Source organism: Bradyrhizobium manausense (assembly GCF_018130615.1).
Lineage (GTDB): Bacteria > Pseudomonadota > Alphaproteobacteria > Rhizobiales > Xanthobacteraceae > Bradyrhizobium > Bradyrhizobium manausense_A.
On sequence record NZ_JAFCKB010000008.1, the window covers coordinates 1 to 20,333 of the forward strand.

At 66.1% G+C, this 20,333-nt stretch carries 15 protein-coding genes; 8 read left to right on the top strand and 7 right to left on the bottom strand.

From position 1 onward, the window contains the following. Positions 1-126 precede the first annotated feature (126 nt). Both JQ587_RS16785 and JQ587_RS16790 read right to left on the bottom strand, forming a co-directional pair. The gene (locus JQ587_RS16785) at positions 127-1,788 is read right to left on the bottom strand and encodes an ATP-dependent DNA ligase (protein ID WP_212425999.1); all 1,662 of its coding nucleotides are present in this window, start codon (positions 1,786-1,788) and stop codon (positions 127-129) included. Beyond that, positions 1,785-2,822: a ligase-associated DNA damage response exonuclease gene (locus JQ587_RS16790; RefSeq protein ID WP_212426000.1), complete on the bottom strand. Its 1,038-nt coding sequence runs from the start codon at positions 2,820-2,822 to the stop codon at positions 1,785-1,787. Before JQ587_RS16790 ends, JQ587_RS16785 begins: the two co-directional genes overlap by 4 nt. Before the next feature lie 64 nt (positions 2,823-2,886). Here JQ587_RS16790 and JQ587_RS16795 point away from each other — a divergent pair, with 64 nt between their 5' ends. The 4 genes from JQ587_RS16795 to pdeM all read left to right on the top strand — a co-directional run bounded on the left by JQ587_RS16795 (position 2,887) and on the right by pdeM (position 8,540). Continuing rightward, positions 2,887-3,813, top strand: coding sequence for a class I SAM-dependent DNA methyltransferase (locus JQ587_RS16795; protein WP_212426001.1), 927 nt, complete (start codon positions 2,887-2,889; stop codon positions 3,811-3,813). Between the two features lie 117 nt (positions 3,814-3,930). Beyond that, positions 3,931-5,160: an ABC transporter substrate-binding protein gene (locus tag JQ587_RS16800; RefSeq protein WP_212426002.1), complete on the top strand. Its 1,230-nt coding sequence runs from the start codon at positions 3,931-3,933 to the stop codon at positions 5,158-5,160. A 90-nt stretch (positions 5,161-5,250) separates the two neighbouring features. Further along, positions 5,251-7,815 carry a ligase-associated DNA damage response DEXH box helicase gene (locus JQ587_RS16805; protein WP_212426003.1) on the top strand — a complete coding sequence of 855 codons (2,565 nt, stop codon included), beginning with the start codon at positions 5,251-5,253 and terminating at the stop codon, positions 7,813-7,815. Between the two features lie 53 nt (positions 7,816-7,868). Further along, positions 7,869-8,540, top strand: a complete 672-nt coding sequence (pdeM, locus tag JQ587_RS16810) for a ligase-associated DNA damage response endonuclease PdeM (protein ID WP_212426004.1) — start codon at positions 7,869-7,871, stop codon at positions 8,538-8,540. Between the two features lie 69 nt (positions 8,541-8,609). On the opposite strand, the gene JQ587_RS16815 is transcribed toward pdeM, so the two are convergent. Next, complete coding sequence (locus tag JQ587_RS16815) at positions 8,610-9,470, bottom strand: LysR family transcriptional regulator (RefSeq protein ID WP_212426005.1); 861 nt, start codon at positions 9,468-9,470, stop codon at positions 8,610-8,612. Positions 9,471-9,580: 110 nt separating this feature from the next. Here JQ587_RS16815 and JQ587_RS16820 point away from each other — a divergent pair, with 110 nt between their 5' ends. Continuing rightward, a complete protein-coding gene (locus tag JQ587_RS16820) occupies positions 9,581-10,489 on the top strand; it encodes a DMT family transporter (RefSeq protein ID WP_212302777.1) in 909 nt (302 codons plus the stop codon). A 14-nt stretch (positions 10,490-10,503) separates the two neighbouring features. After that, on the top strand, positions 10,504-11,277 hold the full coding sequence (locus JQ587_RS16825; protein WP_212426006.1) for an MBL fold metallo-hydrolase: 774 nt from the start codon (positions 10,504-10,506) through the stop codon (positions 11,275-11,277). Positions 11,278-11,416: 139 nt separating this feature from the next. On the opposite strand, the gene JQ587_RS16830 is transcribed toward JQ587_RS16825, so the two are convergent. The 4 genes from JQ587_RS16830 to JQ587_RS16845 all read right to left on the bottom strand — a co-directional run bounded on the left by JQ587_RS16830 (position 11,417) and on the right by JQ587_RS16845 (position 17,887). Continuing rightward, entirely contained in the window at positions 11,417-12,187 is a 771-nt protein-coding gene (locus JQ587_RS16830) for a TIGR02186 family protein (protein ID WP_212426007.1), read from the bottom strand. Then, entirely contained in the window at positions 12,184-13,101 is a 918-nt protein-coding gene (locus tag JQ587_RS16835; protein ID WP_212426008.1) for a sulfite exporter TauE/SafE family protein, read from the bottom strand. The genes JQ587_RS16830 and JQ587_RS16835 overlap by 4 nt, the downstream gene beginning before the upstream one ends. A gap of 324 nt (positions 13,102-13,425) precedes the next feature. Beyond that, entirely contained in the window at positions 13,426-16,938 is a 3,513-nt protein-coding gene (locus tag JQ587_RS16840; RefSeq protein ID WP_212426009.1) for a tetratricopeptide repeat protein, read from the bottom strand. 361 nt (positions 16,939-17,299) lie between these two features. Further along, positions 17,300-17,887 (bottom strand): PadR family transcriptional regulator, encoded by a 588-nt coding sequence (locus tag JQ587_RS16845; protein WP_212302769.1) that lies wholly within the window; start codon positions 17,885-17,887, stop codon positions 17,300-17,302. 200 nt (positions 17,888-18,087) lie between these two features. Here JQ587_RS16845 and JQ587_RS16850 point away from each other — a divergent pair, with 200 nt between their 5' ends. Together JQ587_RS16850 and JQ587_RS16855 are read left to right on the top strand one after the other, a co-directional pair. After that, the gene (locus JQ587_RS16850) at positions 18,088-18,483 is read left to right on the top strand and encodes a nuclear transport factor 2 family protein (protein ID WP_212302768.1); all 396 of its coding nucleotides are present in this window, start codon (positions 18,088-18,090) and stop codon (positions 18,481-18,483) included. Positions 18,484-18,522: 39 nt separating this feature from the next. After that, positions 18,523-20,313: an acyl-CoA dehydrogenase C-terminal domain-containing protein gene (locus JQ587_RS16855; protein WP_212426010.1), complete on the top strand. Its 1,791-nt coding sequence runs from the start codon at positions 18,523-18,525 to the stop codon at positions 20,311-20,313. Positions 20,314-20,333: the final 20 nt, after the last annotated feature.

Below are 20,333 nucleotides of genomic sequence, written 5' to 3' on the forward strand. Positions count from 1 at the left end.
CGCCATCGGATATATCGCCCCGAGCGAAATGGAGCTAAAAGCCGCCTAAACCCGTCCACTTTTTCGGGGGAAGATCACACCCTCTCCCCAACCCTCTCCCGCAAGCGGGAGAGGGAGCGCACCTGATTATGCCTCAATCTCCGCGGCCTCAACTTTCAGTATCTTTTCCAGCGTTTCCAGCCTGTCCGCTTCCCGCGGCGGCTTGTCCCAGCGCAGGCGGCTGATGCGGGGAAAGCGCATGGCGACGCCCGATTTGTGGCGCGGCGAGCGCTGCAGGCCCTCGAATGCGACCTCCAGCACCAGCCCCTTGTCGCCCTCGTGCACGACATGGCGGACGGGGCCGAACTTTTCCGTGGTGTTGCGGCGGACGAAGCGATCGATTTGCAGCAACTCCTCGTCGGTGAAGCCGAAATAGGCCTTTCCGACCGGCACCAGCTCCTCGCCGTTCTCGGTCTCGGTCCAGACACCAAAGGTGTAATCGGAATAATAGGACGAGCGCTTGCCGTGGCCGCGCTGCGCATACATCAGCACGGCGTCGATGATGTGCGGATCGCGCTTCCACTTCCACCATTGGCCTTTTGGTCGTCCCGGCAGATAGGGCGCATCGCGCCGCTTCAGCATCACGCCCTCGACAGCGTCGGCATCCTCACCCGCGTCGGCGCTGGTGGGATCGGCGCGTGCGGCGGTGAGCGCGTCCCAGCTTGCGAAGGGGACGGTGGGCGAGAGATCGATGCGGGGGTCGTCGAGTTTCCTGATGAATGTCTCCAGCCGCTCGCGCCGCTCCGCGAACGGCAGCTCGCGCAGATCGTTTTCGTCGTCGCCGAGCAGATCGTAGGCGCGTAAGTGGATCGGAAACTCCTTGATCAGCTTTGGTGAAACGATCTTGCGGTTGAGCCGCTGTTGCAGGACGTTGAAGCTCTGCACGCGGCCCTCGCGCAGGATCAGCAGCTCGCCGTCGATGGCGCCCGGCAGTCGCAGCGACGGCACGAGATCCGGAAAGCTTCCCGTGATGTCCTCACCGGTGCGCGAATAGAGTCGCGCAGTGATCTGCCCATGGTCATCGCGGCCGGCGACCGCCTGCACGCGGATGCCGTCCCATTTCCATTCGGCGATGTAGTCCGCCGGATCGAGGCTCGCGAAATCGCTGTCCTCGATCGCATGCGCCAGCATCACCGGGCGGAACGGTGCGGGATCGCGATTGACCGGCTTGTCGGCACGGCCTTCGAGCCAGGCGAACAGGTCGAGATAAGGCGGGGTGAGACCCGGCCAGATCAGCTCGATCTCATGCGGGTCCTTGTCGCCGAGCGCGGCGGCTGCCGTCTTGGCCAGCCGCGCGGAGATGCCGATGCGCAGGGCGCCGGTGACGAGCTTCAGCAGCGCCCAGCGTCCGGTCTCATCGAGCTCGTCGAGCCAGCGCTCGAGCTGCTTTGGCAGCTCCGTCTTGCCGAGCGTGCGGAGCGTGGTGACGACTTCGGTCAGCGTCGGTGGCGGCGGGTTGTTGTGGGTGGCCAGTGCCGCCTTCGGCCACATCAGCGCAACCGTCTCCGAGAGATCGCCGACGTAATCGTAGCTCAACCCGAACAGCACTTCATCGGTACGCGACGCGATCAAATCGCGGATCAGCGCCGGCTTGGCATGCTTGAAGCTCAACGCGCCGGTGAGCGCGGCCAGCGCGTAGCCGCGGTCGGGATCGCCGACCGCGCGGAAATAGCCGGTGAGCAGGCGCAGCTTGTTGTTGCGGCCGGGCTCGTAGGCGAGGCGGTCGAGGAGCTCGGCGAAGCGGTTCATGCTTCGGCCTCACGCTGAACCGGCGGCCCGCTTTCCTCTTCCTCGCCATAGCCGACGAGATCGAGTGGCTGCGCCCGCAAGCCCCGGCTCTTGCACCAATGCACCAGCGCGTCTTCCTGGCCGTGGGTGACCCAGATCTCGCCGGCGCCGGTTGCGGCAATCGTTGCAGTGAGGCCGTCCCAATCGGCATGATCGGAAATCACCAGCGGAAGTTCGATGCCGCGCTGCCGGGCACGGGCGCGCACGCGCATCCATCCGGATGCGAACGCCGTGACGGGATCAGGGAAGCGGCGCGTCCACAGGTCGGAGGTGGCCGAGGGCGGTGCGAGCGTGATGGTGCCGGCGAGCCCCGCCTTCTTCACGCCCATCGCCGGCCGGAGCTCGCCGAGATCGATGCCGCGACTCTGATAGTAATGCGTGATCGTCTCCATCGCGCCGTGCAGGTAGATCGGCGCGTCATAGCCGGCCTGCCGCAACAGCGCGATCACGCGCTGCGCCTTGCCGAGGGAATAGGCGCCGACGAGATGCGCGCGCTCCGGAAACAGCGCGACCGAGGCCAAGAGCTTCTTCACTTCGTCCGCGGCATCGCCGTGCCGGAACACCGGCAGGCCAAACGTCGCCTCGGTGATGAAGACATCGCAGGGCACCAGTTCGAACGGGACGCAGGTGGGGTCGGGCGCGTCCTTGTAATCGCCGGAGGCGACGATACAGGTGTCCTTGGCGGTCACCGCGATCTGCGCCGAGCCCAGCACATGGCCGGCCGGATGAAATTTGACCTTGACGTCGCCGAGCCGGATCTCCTCGCCATAGCTGATGACTTGCGTCGATCCGGCAAAATTCTCACCGTAGCGCAGCCGCATCATGTCCAGGGTTTCCTGCGTCGCCAGCACCGCGCCATGGCCGGCGCGGGCATGGTCGGAATGGCCGTGGGTGATCACGGCCCGCTCGACCGGGCGGACGGGGTCGATATGGAAGCCGCCGAGCTTGCAGCACAGGCCGTCAGCAGTTGGCAGCAGGATGTCTTGCGGGCGCATGCCTGTTATATAGGTCGCATCACCGCATCTTCGAGTCACCATCCGCTTTGCTCCCTGGTTCCCAATGCCGCTCCGCCTGTTTCTGACCTCCGGCGATCTCATGGCCGACCGCCGTTTCGAGTTCGCGCGCGACCTCCAGCTCAAGGGCGACCTGCCCGCCGCCGCCGATCTGATCGAGCAGGCAATCGAGCTCGCGCCAGACTTCACCTCGGCCTGGTTCACGCTCGGCGAAATCCGCCAGCAGCTCGGCGAGCGCGACAAGGCCATCGCGGCCTTTCGCAAGGCGCGCGAGTCCGATCCCGGGGATCAGCACGGCGCAGGGCTGCATCTGATGCGCCTCGGCGACACTGAGATGGCGGAGATGCCGAAGGCTTATGTGCAGGCGCTGTTCGACCAATACGCGCCACGCTTCGAGCATGCGCTGATCAACGATCTCGGCTATCGCGCCCCCAGCCTGATCTTCAAGGCGGTGCTGGCCGCGCGTGTCGCGGCAAAGAAGCCTGCATTTTTCAAGTGCACCATCGATCTCGGCTGCGGCACCGGGCTTGCGGCGGCCGCCTTTGCCAAGCAGGTCGATCATTTCATCGGCATCGATCTGTCGCCCGGCATGATCAGGGAGGCGCGCGCCACCGAGCTTTATGCCGAGCTCGAAGTCGCCGACATGATCGAGGGTCTGCGCACCAAGGCTGACGCAAGCGCGAACCTCGTCGTCGCCGCGGATGCGTTCGTCTATCTCTCCGATCTCGCGCCGGTGCTCAGTGAAGCCAAACGCGTGCTCGTATCCGGCGGCGTGCTCGCCTTCACGCTGGAGACGCATGACGGCGATGGCATCGTGCTCGGCGAAGGCCTGCGCTATGCCCACTCGGCGGAATATGTCCGCGGCGCGCTTGCCAAGGCCGGACTCAAGCTGCTGACGCTCGAGCCGGCATCGCCGCGTATCGAGAACAACGAGCCGGTGCGCGGTCTCGTCGTCGTTGCGGAGAAAACTTGAGTCTAGGCGCTAAGCACTCTGCAATTTGAGCGTCATTGCGTCGCGAAGCTGCGACTTCCCACTTGCGAGCGGTGCTGCGTTCCCAGCACAATGCGCGCACCAGGGAGAGAAACAACAATGACAAAGAATCCATCGCGGCGCGACATCAGCGCCGGCGCGCTCGCCACCCTTGCTGCATCCGTTCTGCCCGCGCCGTATGTCTGGGCGGCGGAGAAGAAATACGATTCCGGCGCCAGCGACACCGAGATAAAGATCGGACAGACCGTGCCGCATTCCGGTCCCGGCTCGCTCTACGGCGTGCTCGGGCGCATTGGCGAAGCCTATTTCCAGATGCTGAACGAGAAGGGCGGCATCAACGGGCGCAAGATCAAGTTTCTCACCATGGACGACGCCTACAGCGCGCCGAAATGCGTCGAGGCGACGCGGCGCCTCGTCGAGCAGGAAGAAGTGCTCGCGCTCTACGGCTCGCTCGGCACCGCGCCGCAGACGGCCGTGCACAAATATCTGAACGCCAAGGGCGTGCCGCAGCTCCTCCTCAACACCGGCGCGTCGAAATGGAATAACCCAAAAGAGTTCAAGTGGACGATGGCGGGCCTGCCGCTCTATCCGACCGAGGCGCGCATCCTGGCGCGCCACGTCGTGAGCGTGAAGCCGAACGCCAAGATCGGCATTCTCTACCAGAACGACGATTTCGGCCGCGACTTCCTGGGGCCGTTCAAGAAAGTGCTAGCTGATGCCGGCGGCGCCGCGCAGGTGATCATGGAGCAGACCTACGATCTCACCGATCCCACGATCGATTCCCAGCTGATCAACCTCTCGAAATCGGGCGCGGACGTCTTCTACAACATCTCCACCGGCAAGGCATCGTCGCAGTCAATCCGGAAAGCGGCCGAGCTCGGCTGGAAGCCGCTGCAGTTGTTGTCGGCCGGTTCGACCGGCAAATCCATCCTCGGCGCCGCGGGCTTTGAAAATGCCAAGGACATCGTCGCAATCAGCTATTCGAAGGATGCAGGGCCTGGCCGTTGGGAGAAGGATCCAGGCCCGACGGCATTTGAGGAGCTGCGCAAGAACTATTTGCCGAACGTCGCGCCCGATAACACGATTGCCTATGCCGGCTACGGCCAGGCGGTCACCATGGGCGAGATTCTACGCCGCTGCGGCGATGACCTGACCCGCGCGAACGTGCTGAAGCAGGCCTCGACTCTCAACGGCTTCCACTCGCCCTTCTTCCTCGATGGCGTCAGTTACAGCTACACCCCTGATGACTACACGCCGATGAAGACGCTGTTCATCCAGGCCTTCAACGGCAAGGACTGGGACGTCTCGGATAAGCCGGTGGTTGAATAGGCCGGCTCCGCAAGGGTGGGCACGGCTTGCCCACCCTCCGAGAGCTTCGCCCCCTCGACGAACCCGCCGGCACGGCTTACCTGTGAAGTCGTGCCGCCCCGTATCCTCAAAATATCGGCCGAGCCGGCCGCACGTCTGCCCGACCGCTTCCAGCAATGGTTTTCGGCTCGCGGCTGGTCGCCGCGCGAGCATCAGCTGGCGCTGCTGGAGAAGGCGCGCGAGGACCGCTCAGCCCTGCTGATCGCGCCGACCGGCGCCGGCAAGACGCTGGCGGGCTTTTTGCCGACGCTGGTGGAGCTGAGTGCCGCACCGGCCTCTCCCGCAAAGTCTGTCGTCTCCACCGGCCGTTCCGTGCAGCGCAGCGCCGGGCTGCACACGCTCTACATCTCGCCACTGAAGGCGCTCGCCGTCGACATCGCGCGTAATCTGGAACGTCCGATCGCCGAGATGGGCCTGCCGATCAAGGTCGAGACCCGAACCGGCGACACGCCGGTGTCGCGGCGCCAGCGCCAGCGGCGCTATCCGCCCGACATTCTGCTGACGACGCCGGAGCAGCTCGCGCTGCTGCTTTCCTCCGACGACGCGCCGTTCCTGTTCTCCTCCTTGAAGCGTGTCGTGCTCGACGAGCTGCACGCGCTGGTGACGTCGAAGCGCGGCGACCTGCTCTCGCTAGGGCTGGCGCGGCTGTGGCGGCTGGCGCCGCAGATGCGCACGATCGGCTTGTCGGCGACCGTGGCCGAGCCCGATCAGCTCGCGCGTTTCCTGGTGCCGCAGCCGGAGGGCAAGGAGCTAGCTGCCGACATCGTCATCGCCGGCGGCGCAGCGCCGCCGGAGGTCGAGATGCTCGATACGCGCGAGCGATTGCCTTGGGCCGGCCACAGCGCGCGCCATGCGCTCCCCGAGATCTACGAGCTGATCAAGGCCAACAAGACCACGCTGGTGTTCGTCAACACGCGCAGCCAGGCCGAGATGCTGTTCCAGAATCTCTGGAGCATGAACGACGACAACCTTGCGATCGCCCTGCATCACGGCTCGCTCGATGTCGCGCAACGCCGCAAGGTCGAGGACGCCATGTCGGCCGGCAGATTGCGCGGCGTGGTCTGCACCTCCTCGCTCGATCTCGGCGTCGACTGGGGCGACGTCGATCTCGTCGTCAATATCGGCGCACCCAAGGGCTCGTCGCGCCTGATGCAGCGCATCGGCCGTGCCAACCACCGCCTCGATGAAGCCTCGCGTGCGGTGCTGGTGCCGGCCAACCGCTTCGAGGTGCTGGAATGCCGCGTCGCCATCGACGCCATCGCCGAGAATGCGCAGGACACGCCGCCGCTCCGGATCGGCGCGCTCGACGTGCTGGCCCAGCACGTGCTCGGCTGCGCCTGCGGCGAGCCGTTTCTCTCCGATGAACTCTATGCCGAGGTCCGCACCGCCGCCCCTTACGCAAACCTGTCGCGGCAGGATTTCGACGACGTCGTCGATTTCGTCGCCTCCGGCGGCTACGCCTTGAAAACCTATGAGCGCTTCGCCCGCATCAAGCAGGACAAAGAGGGACGCTGGCGTGTCGCGAACCCGAAAGTGCGGCAGAGCTACCGCATGAACGTCGGCACCATCGTCGAGGACGACATGCTGAAGGTGCGGCTGGTGCGCTCGCGCGGCGGCGGAGCCGGATCGACCGGCGTGATCGCGCGCGGCGGCAGGCTGCTCGGCGAGATCGAGGAGGCCTTCATCGAGGGCCTCTCGCCCGGCGACACCTTCGTGTTCAGCGGCGAGGTGGTGCGCTACGAAACCCTGGTCGAGGACCAGGTCTATGTCTCGCGCGCGCATGACAAGGACCCGAAGGTGCCGTCCTATATGGGCGGCAAGTTTCCGCTCTCGACCTATCTCGCCGAGCGCGTGCGCCGGCTGCTCGATGATTTCAGCGCGTGGAAGGGCCTGCCGGAGCAGGTGCGCGACTGGCTGTCGCTGCAAAAAGACGTCTCGCGCGTGCCCGCGGTGCGCGAGCTCCTGGTCGAGAGCTTTCCGCGCGCCAACAAGCATTATATCGTCTGCTATCCCTTCGAAGGCCGCCTCGCGCATCAGACCCTCGGCATGCTGCTGACGCGCCGGCTGGAGCGCGCCCGCGCCCGGCCACTCGGTTTCGTCGCCAATGAATATGCAGTGGCGATCTGGGCGCTCGGAGATCTCTCCTTCATGATCCGTGATGGTCGGATCGATCTCAACGCGCTGTTCGATCCCGATATGCTCGGCGACGATCTCGAAGCCTGGCTTGCCGAGTCCGCATTGATGAAGCGCACCTTCCGCAATTGCGCGATCATCTCCGGCCTGATCGCGCGCCGCCACACCGGCGAAGAGAAGAGCCGCCGCCAGGTGCTGTTCTCGACCGACCTCGTCTACGACGTGCTGCGCAAACACCAGGCCGATCACGTCTTGCTGCGCGCCGCGCGTGCGGATGCCGCCACCGGCCTGCTCGATCTGCGCCGGCTCAGTGACATGCTGATACGTATCCAGGGCCGCATCACCCATCGGGAACTCGACCATGTCTCCCCGCTCGCCGTCCCCGTCATGCTGGAAATCGGCCGCGAGTCAGTTTATGGCGAAGCTGGTGACGAGCTGCTGGCGGAGGCCGCCGACGAGCTGGTCAAAGAGGCGATGGGATAGAAGCAGGTTTTGACGTGACGTTGGGCGCGCTGGTTTCAGAGGATGTCGAGGACATGCGCGTTTCCAGGGTCAGCATCAGCGATGTGACTTTTGCGGCCGATCTCTCCGGCGCGCTGGTCTGGGAAGAGCAGCGCCTGCTCGTGGTCTCCGACCTGCATCTCGAAAAAGGTTCCAGCTTCGCCACGCGCGGCGTGCTGCTGCCGCCCTACGACACGCTGGCAACGCTCAGCCGGCTCGCTGCTGTCATCTCCCGCCATAATCCCAAAATAGTCATCGCGCTCGGCGACAGTTTTCACGATCGCGCCGCGCATGAGCGCCTCTCGGCCGATGACCGCGATACCGTCGCCGCACTGCAGACCGGCCGCGACTGGATCTGGATCTCGGGCAATCACGATCCGATGCTGCCGCGCGATCTCGGCGGCACCGTCGCCGACGAAATCGCGATCGGCCAAATCACCTTCCGCCACGAGCCGACCGGCGCGCATGGCGAGATCGCCGGCCATCTCCATCCCAAGGCCCGCGTCTCCGCGCGCGGCCGTTCGATGGAGCGGCGCTGTTTCGCCAGCGATGGCATGCGCGCCGTGATGCCCGCCTTCGGCGCCTATGCCGGCGGCCTCAGCATCCGCGATGCGGCGTTTGCCAAGATCTTTCCGAAGACCAGCTTTGTCGCGCATCTGCTCGGCGATCGCCGCGTGCACGCGATCGCAGCGTCGCGGTGTTATTGAAGGCCGGGCTACGCGGCTACTCGCACGACTGCTCTCCCCCTCCCGCAAGCGGGAGAGGCGGCAAGCCCGTCATGCCGCCTTCGCCTGCACGTCCTCGCAAAATTCCGCGAGCCGGTCCGCCAGCCGCAGCGTCGCGGAGCTCGCGTTGGGCGCGGCCATCAGCGCCACTTCGGTGCGGTTGATCGGCGCAAAGCCGTCCTTGGCCGTCAGCACGCGATGGTCCGCCTGGATCGACATCTCCGACAGAATGCTCAGGCCCATGCCGGCGGCGACCGCGGCCTGGATGCCGGCGAGGCTCGATGACGAATACGACATGTGCCAGGCGCGGCCGGCGCTTTCCAGCGCATGGATCGCGCCGGCGCGGTAGAGGCAGCCGAGCGGAAAGCCGATCAGCGGCACCGAGGATACGTTGACGTCGACCGGATGGCTCTTGCTGGTGACCCAGTGCACCTCCTCCGGCCACACCGCAATCGCTCCCTTTGCGCCGGCCTCGCGCTTGAACAGTGCAAGGTCGAGTTCGCCGCGTTCGAGGTCGCGACTGAGGTTCTTGCTCTGGTCGGCGCGGACATCGAGCCGCAGGTTCGGATGCGAGCGCGAGAACGCGCCGAGCAGCTTTGCCAGCCGATAGGCGGCAAAATCCTCGGGGATGCCGAGCCGGATCGCGCCTTCGCCTTCGTCGCGCAGCACGTCGCGCGCCTCTTCCGCAAGTGTGAGCAGCCGCCGCGCATAGGACAGCAGCCGCTCGCCGGCCTCGGTCGGGCGCACGTCCTTGCCGTCACGGTGCAGCAGCACCTGGCCGACATCCTCCTCCAGCCGCTTGATCTGCTGGCTGACGGTCGATTGCGTGCGATGGACGCGCTCGCTCGCGCGGGTGAAGCCGCCGGCCTCGACCACCGAGACGAAGCTGCGCAAAAGCTCCAGGTCGAGCATCGGGGCCTCCATTCGAAAATCCACTGATTGCGAGTTAATCATTTAATTTCCAAATAGCAAGCCGGCTCCCTAGATCGAGGGCCAGAAGAAAAACATCCGAGAATGCCCCCATGTCCCTCGCTCCCTCGATTTCGGTTCCCAGCAGCCGCTTCAACACGTTGCCGCTCGCCATCGGCGTGTTCTGCCTGCTCTGGAGCTATGCCTTCGTCGCCGGCAAGATCGGCGTCACCCATTGTCCGCCGCTGATCCTGCTCGCCGCGCGCTTCTCGCTCGCCGGCATTCTCATCCTCGGCGCCACGGCTATCCGCGGCGACTGGTCGTTGTCTTGGCGCGACGCCTTGATCTTCGCCGTGCTCGGCATTGCCAACAACGCGCTCTATCTCGGGCTCGGCTACACCGGCCTGCAATCGGTCTCCGCCGGCCTCGGCGGGCTGATCGTCTCGGCCAATCCGGTGTTCACGGCCGCGCTCGCGGCGCTGCTGCTCGGCGAGGGCATGACCTGGCGCAAGGCCAGCGGCCTGCTGCTCGGCATCATCGGCGTCACGCTGATCGTCTGGCATCGCCTCACGGTCGGCACCGACAGCCTGCACGGCATCATCTTCACGCTGGCCTCGCTCGCCTCCATCGTCGCCGGCACCATCCTGTTCAAGCTGCTGGCGCCGAAGGGATCGTTGTGGATCGGCAACGGCGTGCAGAATCTCGCCGCCGGCATCGTGCTGACGCCGGTTGCGCTGACCTTCGCCGACGTGCACGCGATCGACCTTACGCCAAGCCTGATCGGCGCCTTTGCGTTCCTCGTGCTGGGCGGCTCGATCCTCGCCTACTGGCTCTGGTTTCATCTCCTCAAAGTGTGTGGCGCGACCGCGGCCAGCGCCTACCATTTCCTGATGCCGCCGCTGGGCATGCTGTTCGCCTTTATCGTGCTCGGCGAACATGTCGAGGCGCGTGACCTGCTCGGGATCATTCCGGTGGCGCTCGGCATTTACCTGGTGACGCGCCCCGCCAAGCCCATCGTGTAAGAGGAGTTCCCCTCATGCCTGTGTCCATCACCCTGATCGGCGGCCCCACCGCGCTGATCGAGATCGACGGCTTTCGCCTGCTCACCGATCCCACCTTCGATGCGCCCGGTGCCTACCAGCTGCCGCATGTGAAGCTGGAGAAGACCAGCGGTCCCGCCGTGAAGGCCGATGCGATCGGCCCGATCGATGCCGTGCTGCTCAGCCACGACCAGCACTCCGACAATCTCGACAAATCCGGCCGCGACTATCTGCTCAAGGCGCCGCGGGCGCTGACGACGGAGACCGGCGCCAAACGTCTCGGCGGCCATGTCGAGGGCCTCGCGCCCTGGGCAGCCGCGCACCTGAAGGACGACGACGGCAACACGCTGACCATCACCGCGACGCCGGCGCGTCACGGCCCGGCCGGCATCGAGCCGCTGTCGGGTGACGTCATCGGCTTCGTGGTGCAGTCGAGCCGCAAGGACACAAGCGCAGTCTATATCAGCGGCGACACCACCTGGTTCGACGGCGTCGCCGAGGTCGCGCGCCGCTTCAAATGCGGCGTGGTGCTGCCCTTCGCGGGGGCCGCGCAGACACGCGGGCCGTTCCATCTCACCATGGACACCAACGATACCATCGAGACCGCGCGCGCCTTCCCCGATGCGATGATCGTGCCCGTGCACACCGAAGGCTGGGCGCATTTCCGCCAGAACGGCGAGGATCTGCGCAAGACGTTCGACGTGCTCGGTTTCGGAACGCGGCTGCGGCTGCTGGAGCCGGGCGTGGCGACGGTGATCGAGGCGCCGTGAGGTTAAGCGGCGGCGCACCATCCCTCCTCGTCGTGGCCGGGCTTGCCCCGGCCATCCACGACTTCGTCGCCGCACCAAGAACGTGGATGCCCGGGACAAGCCCGGGCATGACGGCGAGTGAGCAGCTCCCGCTGCTAGCTCAATCCTTCTTGAACACAATCGACGCCATCCACCCCGTCATCAGCGCCATTGCCGCCGTGACGAGGCCATAGACCAGCCCGTTCTGCCGCGCCGTCGTTGCCACGAACTGCTCGAACCCGACCTTGACGATCTCGAACGCAGTCTCGGTCTTGCCGACGAGGGCGCCGTTCGCGAACAGCTTGATCTCGACCTCATAGGTGCCGATCGGCACCTCCGCCGGCAGCGGGATGCCGGTGCGGAACAGCGTCGGCGTCAAAAAGGTCACCGCGCTTGCATCCTCGCGATACAGGCCGCGCTGGGTGCGCAGGCGGATGAAGGCGGAGCGGAACGCGTCGTTCGGCACCACGTCGGCGTAATCGCCGCCGACGCGCTGGGTCAGCAGCACGTTGTTGAGCCCGATCTGCTGCCGCCGCGCGATCTCCGGCGAGGTGATGACGTCGAACGGGCGATTGGCGAACAGCGCCAGATAGCTCGGCACCTGCAGGAACTGCCGGTAGTCGGTGTTGATCCAGATGCCGAATTCGCGCTCCTTGCGCCGCGTCACCATGTCGGCGCGCGGGCCCATCACGGTGACCACGAGGTCGTAGGCGCTGCGGTCGGCGGGCGTGGCGGCATCCTTCTCGACCGAGCCGAACAGCACCAGCTCCTCGCCGGAATAATTCGGCGTCACGGTGACGCGATGGTTGGAAACGGACACGATCAGCCGCTCGGCCTGCGCCGACGCGCCGAGCAGCAGAATGAGCAGACCTGCGAGAACCGCGCGCATCATCCGCTCACCCCCAATTCGCGGATGGTGAAGAGGTCCTCGGGGCGGATCACCAGCTCGATGGCGAAGCGGACGCCGACCGAGAGGATCAACAGGCCCAGCAGCAACCGCAACTGCTCGCCGCGGATCTTCTGGCCGGCGCGGGCGCCGAACTGCGCGCCGGTGACGCCACCGACCATCAAAATCAGCGCCAGCACGGCGTCGACGAGATGATTGGTCACCGCATGCAGCATGGTTGCGAACAGCATGGTGACCAGCGTCAGCACCATCGAGGTCCCGATCACCGTCGAGGTCGGCACCCGCAACAGATAGATCATGACCGGCACCAGGATGAAGCCGCCGCCGATGCCCATGATGGCGCCGATGAAGCCGATCACGATGCCGATGACGACCACCGGGATGACCGACAGATAGATCTTCGATCGCTTGAACCGCATCTTCAGCGGCAGGCCGTGGATCCAGTTATGCGTGCGCCGCGGCGGCACGGCGCCGCGCCGGGTCCGCATCAGGGCGCGCAGGCCTTCGGAGAACATCAGGCTGCCGACCGTGGTGAGCAGCACCACGTAAGAGAGCGCAATCATCAGGTCGAGCTGGCCGAGCGCGCGCAGCTGCGTGAACGTCCACACGCCGAGCGCGGTGCCGGTGACGCCGCCGCACAACAAGACGCTGGCCAGTGCCGGATCGATCGCGCGCCGCCGCCAATAGGTCAGCGCCCCGGAAAACGACGAGGCCGCGATGTGGCTCGCAACCGAGGCGACTGCGACCGCCGGCGTGATGCCGATGAAGATCAAGAGCGGCGTCATCAGGAAGCCGCCGCCGATCCCGAACATGCCGGAGACGAAGCCGACGGCCGCGCCCATCGCCAAAACCAGGAACACATTGACCGGAAGATCGGCGATCGGAAGGTAGAGCTGCATCGGACCCACGCTCCGGCGAGACGGATCGATTTCGCGGAGCGCTCGCAGGAAGGGCATGCCGCGCCCCTCAATAGCGGAATTTGCTGCGGGACGGGACCCGGAAATTTGTGCGTGGTGAATGGGGGAGAGGAGAGCCTGAGCGAGGCTCGATCGTTGCGACGACGGAGGTGCGCTCCCTCCCCCGCTTGCGGGGGAGGGGTGGGGAGAGGGTGTCTCCGCAACGGGACAGTCCCCTAGAGGATAGAACCCTCACCCGGCACTACGTGCCGACCTCTCCCGCAAGCGGGAGAGGTGCACCGAGCGCGCGGCTCGACTGAGTCTACCTCAATGCGCCGCCGACGCCGAGCGCTTCATCGCGACCGGCTTCGGCGCGGGCTTGGCGGCAGCCGCCGGGGCGCTATCCCAGCCGCCGGCGGGCGTCTGGACGTTGACGGCGTCGTCGGGCTGCGGCTCGGCGCTGAAGGTCTGGATCGCAAGCTTGGCGGCGGCGAGCGATTGCGGGTCGAGGCGCTTGGCGACGTCGTCGCGCTTGGTGGCCGCATCCGCATCGCCCTGTCCAGCCGCGAGGGTGAACCATTTGTAGGACTCGGCGAGGTTCTGTTCGACGCCGATGCCGCGGGCATAGAGGATGCCGAGGTTGAACTGGCTGTCGGCGACGCCGCGATCGGCCGCTTTCCGGAACCACTGCGCCGCGCTCTTGTAGTTGGCGCCGCGGCCACCGCCGTCGGCGTCGAGCACTGCGAGATTGTGCATCGCCTTGGCATTGCCGCGCTCGGCGGCCTGCGTGTAGTAGCGGCGGGCGATGTCGGCGTCCTTCTTCACGCCGAGGCCCTTTTCGTAGAGCGTGCCGAGGCGGAAGGTCGCGGGCACGACGCCGGCCTGCGCCGCGCGGTCGTACCACTTCACCGCTTCCTCGTAATTCGAGGCCACACCCTTGCCTTCGGCAAAGCGCACGCCGATCTCGTAAGCCGCCGTCGCATCGCCCTTCATCGCGGCGGTGCGCAGGCTAGGTCCGCCGATGCCGTCAGGCAGTTTCTCGCTCGGCGGCACCTGGACGACGCCAAGCCGCGCACGGCTCGTGCCCGACAGCGCGCCGGTGACGTCGCTGTTCGCCGCGGGCGAGGCCGGCGCTGCGGCGGGCGCGGGCGGAATGTCAACAGAAGCCGCGTTGCCGGCGTTCGTCGCCGGTGCGGCATTGTTCTGGGACTGCTTCCCGATCGGCGTCGGCGAGGTCATCGACGGCGTGACCTGCTCGGGCGCAGCCGGCTTGGTCTCGAGCGGCGGCGCCTGTGGCGCGGGTTGGCTGGTATTTTCCATCGCCTGCGGCGCCGGCGGCGCGCTGGCGCCTTCGAGCAGGTTCATCGCCATCTTGAAGGTGCCGAGCACGATCACGACCACGCTCGCGCCAACCAGCAGCGAGCGGATTTTCGACGTGATGGTCGAGCCGCCTTCTTGAGCCGCGGCTGTTCCTTTCCCTTGGCTCTTGTCCTTGGTGCGCGCTGCGATCGCGGCCTTGACGCCGCGAGCGGGCTTCTCCGGCGGCTGCGCGGCGGCAGCCTGCGCGGCGCGGCGCGCGGCGGCGATGAAGCTCGACGACGACACCGGCTCCTTCGGTGCGGTCGGGATTTCGGCGATCGCGCTTTCGGACGCGGCAATGCGCTCGGACGGCGTGGCGGGGCGGCCGCTCGGACGCGTGCCGGGTTCGAGCGGATGATCCGGCGGCAGCTCGGGCGCGATCGCGGCGCGAGCGGGCGCCGTATGCGGCTCCAGGATCTCGCTGATCGCGCGCGGCGGCATCGGCGGCGGCGCTGCGGGCGCGGCGGCGTGGAATTCACGCGGCGCGGCGACGAAGGCCGAGTGTGCCGGCTGCTGCGCGGCGGCGGGATTCGGCAGCTCGGGCTTCGGATCGTAATTCGGTTGCTGCGGCTGCGACCGTTGCTCGCGCGCCATAGGCGGCGGCTCGACCGGAGCGGCCATTGGCATGGGCGCAGCCGCTGGCATGGGCGCAGCCATCGGCATTGGCGCAGGGGCCGGCGGTGCGGTGCGCACCGCGCGCAGATCGCCCTCGATCATGGTAAGGCGATCGACGACATGGCCGAGCGTACTGTGCACGGCCTCCAGCGAATCCTGCGTGCTGCGGTTGGTCTCGGCCTGGCTGAAGCGGATGTCGGACAGCTCGCGCTTGACGAGGTCGACCATGCCGGAATCGGGAATGGGCGCCGAATTGCGGCTCTCGGCCAGCGCGGAATAGGTCGCCTGCTGGCGCTCCAGGTGCCGCAGGATGTCGTGCAGCCCATCCTCGACACGGCTGAAATTGCCGCCGCGCGAGTCCGAGGCGGCCTCTAACCGCTCCAGCAGATAGGAGACGCGCTGCTCGAGATGCGCGAAGGTCGAGGCCGAGTCGTTGCCGACCTGCATGCGGTCGAAACGATCGGACAGCGCGCGGATTGCGGCTTCCAGATGCTCGGTGCTCTCTGCGGGCTGCGGCCGTTCGCGCGTTTCCAGCGCAGCGGTGAGCGCGGCGATGCGCTGCTCCAGCACGGCAAAGCTGTCGCTGTGGCCGGACGAACGGGTGATCTGGTCGACCTTGGACGACAGCAGCTGCACGTCCTCGGAGAGACGTGCGAGGGCTTCGTTGGAGGCGACGTTCGAGACGATGCCGCGCAACGCCGAGATCGCGCCCTCGAGCTGGCGCACCGTCGAGGGATCGTCATTGGCGCGCAGGATCAGGTCGAGCTTGGCGCCGAGATTGCGGATCGCCTCGTCATAGCCGGCGAGCTGCTCGGCCGGCGTCAGCGTGCGCAGCACCTGCTTGATGTCGGACAGGGCGCGTTCGATGCCGGACAGGACCTGGCCGTCGGTGCCGTTGGAGCGGGTCTCGTCGATGCGCCGGTGCAGCGAGCGGATCTCGTTCTCGATCGATTCGATCGCGCGGCGCGGCATCGCCTCGGTGATGGCGTTGCGGATCTCGGCGAGCTCGGCACGGAAGCCGTTGATCGCCTGCTCGGTATGGTCGGGGCGCTGCAGCGACTCGATCTGGCTCGTGATCTTGAGCAGATGGCGTTCGAGCGACGAGAAGTCCGGCCCCGGCTGCGGTGGCGGCGGAGCATAGGCAGGCGCAGGCGGCGCCATCGGCGGCGCATAGGGAGCGGCAGAAGGCGCGATCGACGGCGCAGCGCGCGGCGGCACCTGCCGCGGTGCGAATCCATCGAGCTCGCTCTGGCGTGCGGTGATCTCGGCGACCGCGACGTCGAACGACGCGGGGCTCAGGGGAGGTGAGCTGCGATACACCTGTGCGGCTGCGCGCTCGACCGCGTCGGCCTGACGCTGGCGCGGTTCGACGGGGGCCGGTGCCGGTCGCGGCGGCTGCGGCTGCTGCGCCTGAGGCTGCTGGGACCGCGAGATCTGCGACAGGCGGGCATCGAGCCGCGAGATCGCGTCGTTGAGCTGGCGGGCGACGCCCTGCTCGCGCGACACGTCTCTTTCACGAGAAGTGTCTTGTTCGCGAGAAGAGTCTCGGCGCGGCGCTGCGGGCTTGGAAATTCGTTCGATCTGCTGGGTGATCGCGTCGAGCCGCTGATGGATGTCGGCGACTTCGCGGCTTTCCTGACTGGTTCCCTGACTGGTTCCTTGGCTCGGCATCGGCGCCGAGCGCGGATCGGGACGCTGCTCCTGACGCTGATCGTAGGGCTCGCGGAAGTTCGGCGCGGCAGTCTCGCCGAGCGTGGAGTTCAGCCAATCGTTGAGGGACATGCCTGCGCGGCGCGCAGCAGCTTCGGCCCGCTCCCGGACGGATGGATCGATGCCGTCAACACTCCACGATACGCGCGAATTCATGACTCTGTCCGGTTCCGACTCCGGCGCCCCACCCGGCGCCTCCAGTCTCCCCACGCGTGCCGGTTGCAAAGACAATCGGATTTGGCGCGGGTCGTCTGCCTCGAAAACCGACTTTTTCCTGTTACGGTAAATAACGGGTTAAGGAACGCGTCGCCGGTGTCTTAAAGTTGGGCGGCGGGGGCCGTTGGGTGGAGGCTTGCTTCGCCAAATGGGCAGTGCGCTCCCTCCCCCGCTTGCGGGGGAGGGTTGGGGAGAGGGTGCTTCCGCAATCGAGGACCCCCAAGAGGAGAAAGCCCTCACCCGCGCCTTCGGCGCGACCTCTCCCGCAAGCGGGAGAGGTTATCGACACCGCCTACGTCGCTCAGCCCTTCTCCCGCTTGCCATCCTCCAGCGGGACCACCGTTCCCTTGCCGCTCATCGCCGACAGAGCCTCGAGCGCTTCCTCGCAGAAGTCGGCGACCAACCGCTCGTGCCGGGCGCCGAGCTGGAGCAGCAGCAGATTGCCGAGGTCGAGCACGTCAGACGCGGTCCCTTCGGGAAAACGTTTCTTCAGGATCCGCTCGTAGTTTTCGTGCCGGTCGCGATGGTGCTCCAGGCGGTCCATCAGGTCGGTGCGGATCGGTTCGATGTCGATGCTGTCGAGCGCATGCAGCCGGACCAGGAGGTCGTCCTTGATCGAAGGCGGGGTGCTCGGCCGCGCGGCCCAGTGCCGCAGCGCTGTTCGGCCTTCGGGAGTCAGCGTATAAATGAGCTTATTGGGCTTGCCTGATTGCACGACCTCGCGGCCCTGGATGTAGCCGCGGTCGCGCAGCTTGGAGAGCTCGCGATAGATCTGCTGGTGGTCGGCTTTCCAGAAGAAGCCGATCGAGGAATCGAATGTCTTGGCGAGCTCGTAGCCCGTCATCGGACGTTCCGTCAGGCATGCGAGGATCGCGTCGCCGAGCGCCATGGCACCAGCTCCCTTGAGAAGTTCCGACCAATTGGCTTGACTTTATGCGTATCGGTGCATATGCGTCAATGTGCATATGAGGCGAGATTGAGGTCGGGCCACGGACCCGACCCGAAAACCCAGCGGAATCAATCTTCTTGCTACTGTGCATGGGGTTGTTTTCGCGCTTTTGACCTGGGCCTTTAGGGAGGCAACTGAGAATGAGCGGCCTCGACTCCTGGTACGCCTACATGAAGTCCCATGACCGCGCTGAAGCCAGCAAAGCGCTGTGGGACCTGCTGCATCCTGATGCCGTGTTCGAAAGCCCCGTGGTGCATTCGCCCCAGCGCGGCCGCGACATCACCTTCAAATATCTCGCCAGCGCCGAGAAGGTGCTGGGCGGTCCCGGCTTTACCTATGTCGGCGAGTGGACAAGCGCTGACGGCGCCGTGCTTGAATTCAAGACGATCATCGACGGCATCGAGATCAACGGTGTCGACATCATCACCTTCGATGCCGAGGGACGCATCACCCGCTTCAAGGTGATGGTGCGCCCGCTCAAGGCCATCAACATGCTGCACCGCCTGATGGCGGAGCAGCTCGCGGCCCAATCCTAGAGAATTCCATCACTTCCAAGCCCATGCCGGGAGACCGCAATGCCGATCTATAAAGCCCCCGTCGAAGACGTGAACTTCCTGCTCAACGACGTCTTCCAGATCGACCGCTACGACAATCTGGCCGGCTTCTCCGATGCGTCGAGCGACGTGCGCGAGGCCATTCTCGGCGAAGCCGCCAAGCTCGCCGAAGAGGTGCTGCAGCCGCTCAATCGCGTCGGCGATCTCGAAGGCTGCAAGCGCGCCGATGACGGCAGCGTCACCACGCCGAAGGGTTTCAAGGACGCCTTCAAGCAGGTTGCCGAAGGCGGCTGGCTCGGCCTTTCCGCGCCGCAGGAGTTCGGCGGCCAGGGCCTGCCGGTGACGCTCTCGCAGGCCGTCAACGAATTCCAGATCTCGGCCAACATGGCGTTCTCGATGTATGGCGGCCTCACCATGGGCGCGACCGCGGCACTGATCGTCCATGGCTCGCCGGAGCAGAAGCAGACCTACGTGCCGAAGATGGTGGCCGGCGAATGGACCGGCACCATGAACCTCACCGAGCCGCATTGCGGCACCGATCTCGGGATGCTCCGCACCAAGGCGGTGCGCCAGGCCGACGGCAGCTTCAAGATCACGGGCACCAAGATCTTCATCTCGGCCGGCGAACATGACCTCGCGCCCAACATCATCCACCTCGTGCTCGCCCGCATCGAGGGCGCACCCGCCGGCATCAAGGGCGTGTCGCTGTTCGTGGTGCCGAAATTCCTGGTCAATGCCGATGGTTCGGTCGGCGCACGCAATGGCGTCGTCTGCGGCTCGATCGAGCACAAGATGGGCATCCACGGCAATTCGACCTGCGTGATGAACTACGACAATGCCACCGGCTGGCTGATCGGCGAAGAGAACAAGGGCATGCAGGGCATGTTCGTGATGATGAACGAGGCCCGCCTCGGCGTCGCCGTTCAGGGTCTCGCGCAGTCCGAGGTCGCCTATCAGAACGCGGTCGCCTATGCCCGCGAGCGCATCCAGGGCCGCGCGCTGACTGGCGCCAAGGCGCCGGACAAGGCGGCCGACCCCATCATCGTGCATCCCGACGTGCGCCGCACGCTGCTGTCGATCCGCGCCTTCAACGAGGCCGCGCGCGCCTTCGTGATGTGGACCGCACTGAAGAGCGACGTCGCCCATCGCTCCGAGGATCCGAAGGACCGTCAGGCCGCCGACGACCACATGGGCCTGATGACGCCGGTGCTGAAGGGCTTCCTCACCGATTACGGCTTTGCCAATGCGGTGCAGGCGCAGCAGATGTATGGCGGCCACGGCTACATCGCCGAGCAAGGCATGGAGCAGTTCGTGCGCGATGCGCGCATCGCGATGATCTATGAAGGCGCCAACGGCATCCAGGCGCTCGACCTCGTCGGCCGCAAGCTGCCGCGCGACGGCGGCCGCGCCATCATGGCTTTCTTCGGCGAGGTCATGGCCTTCGCCAAGGAGAACGGCGGCGACGAGGCGCTCAAACCCTTCATCACCCCGCTGTCGACCTCGCTCGGGCATCTCCAGCAGGCCACGACGTGGCTGATGCAGAATGCGATGGCCAAGCCGGACAATGCCGGCGCCGCCGCAACCGATTACCTGCATCTCTTCGGCTTCGTTGCGCTTGGTTACATGTGGGCGAAGATGGCCAAGGTGACGCAAGCCAAGATTGCCGCGGGCGGTACCACGCCCTATCTCTCGACCAAGCTGGTGACCGGCCGCTTCTTCATGGAGCGGATGCTGCCGGAGACCGCGGCCAATCTCGCGCGCATCCAGTCCGGCTGCGCCACCATCATGGAATTGCCGGCGGAAGCGTTCTGAGCTTGCTTCCGCACCATCGA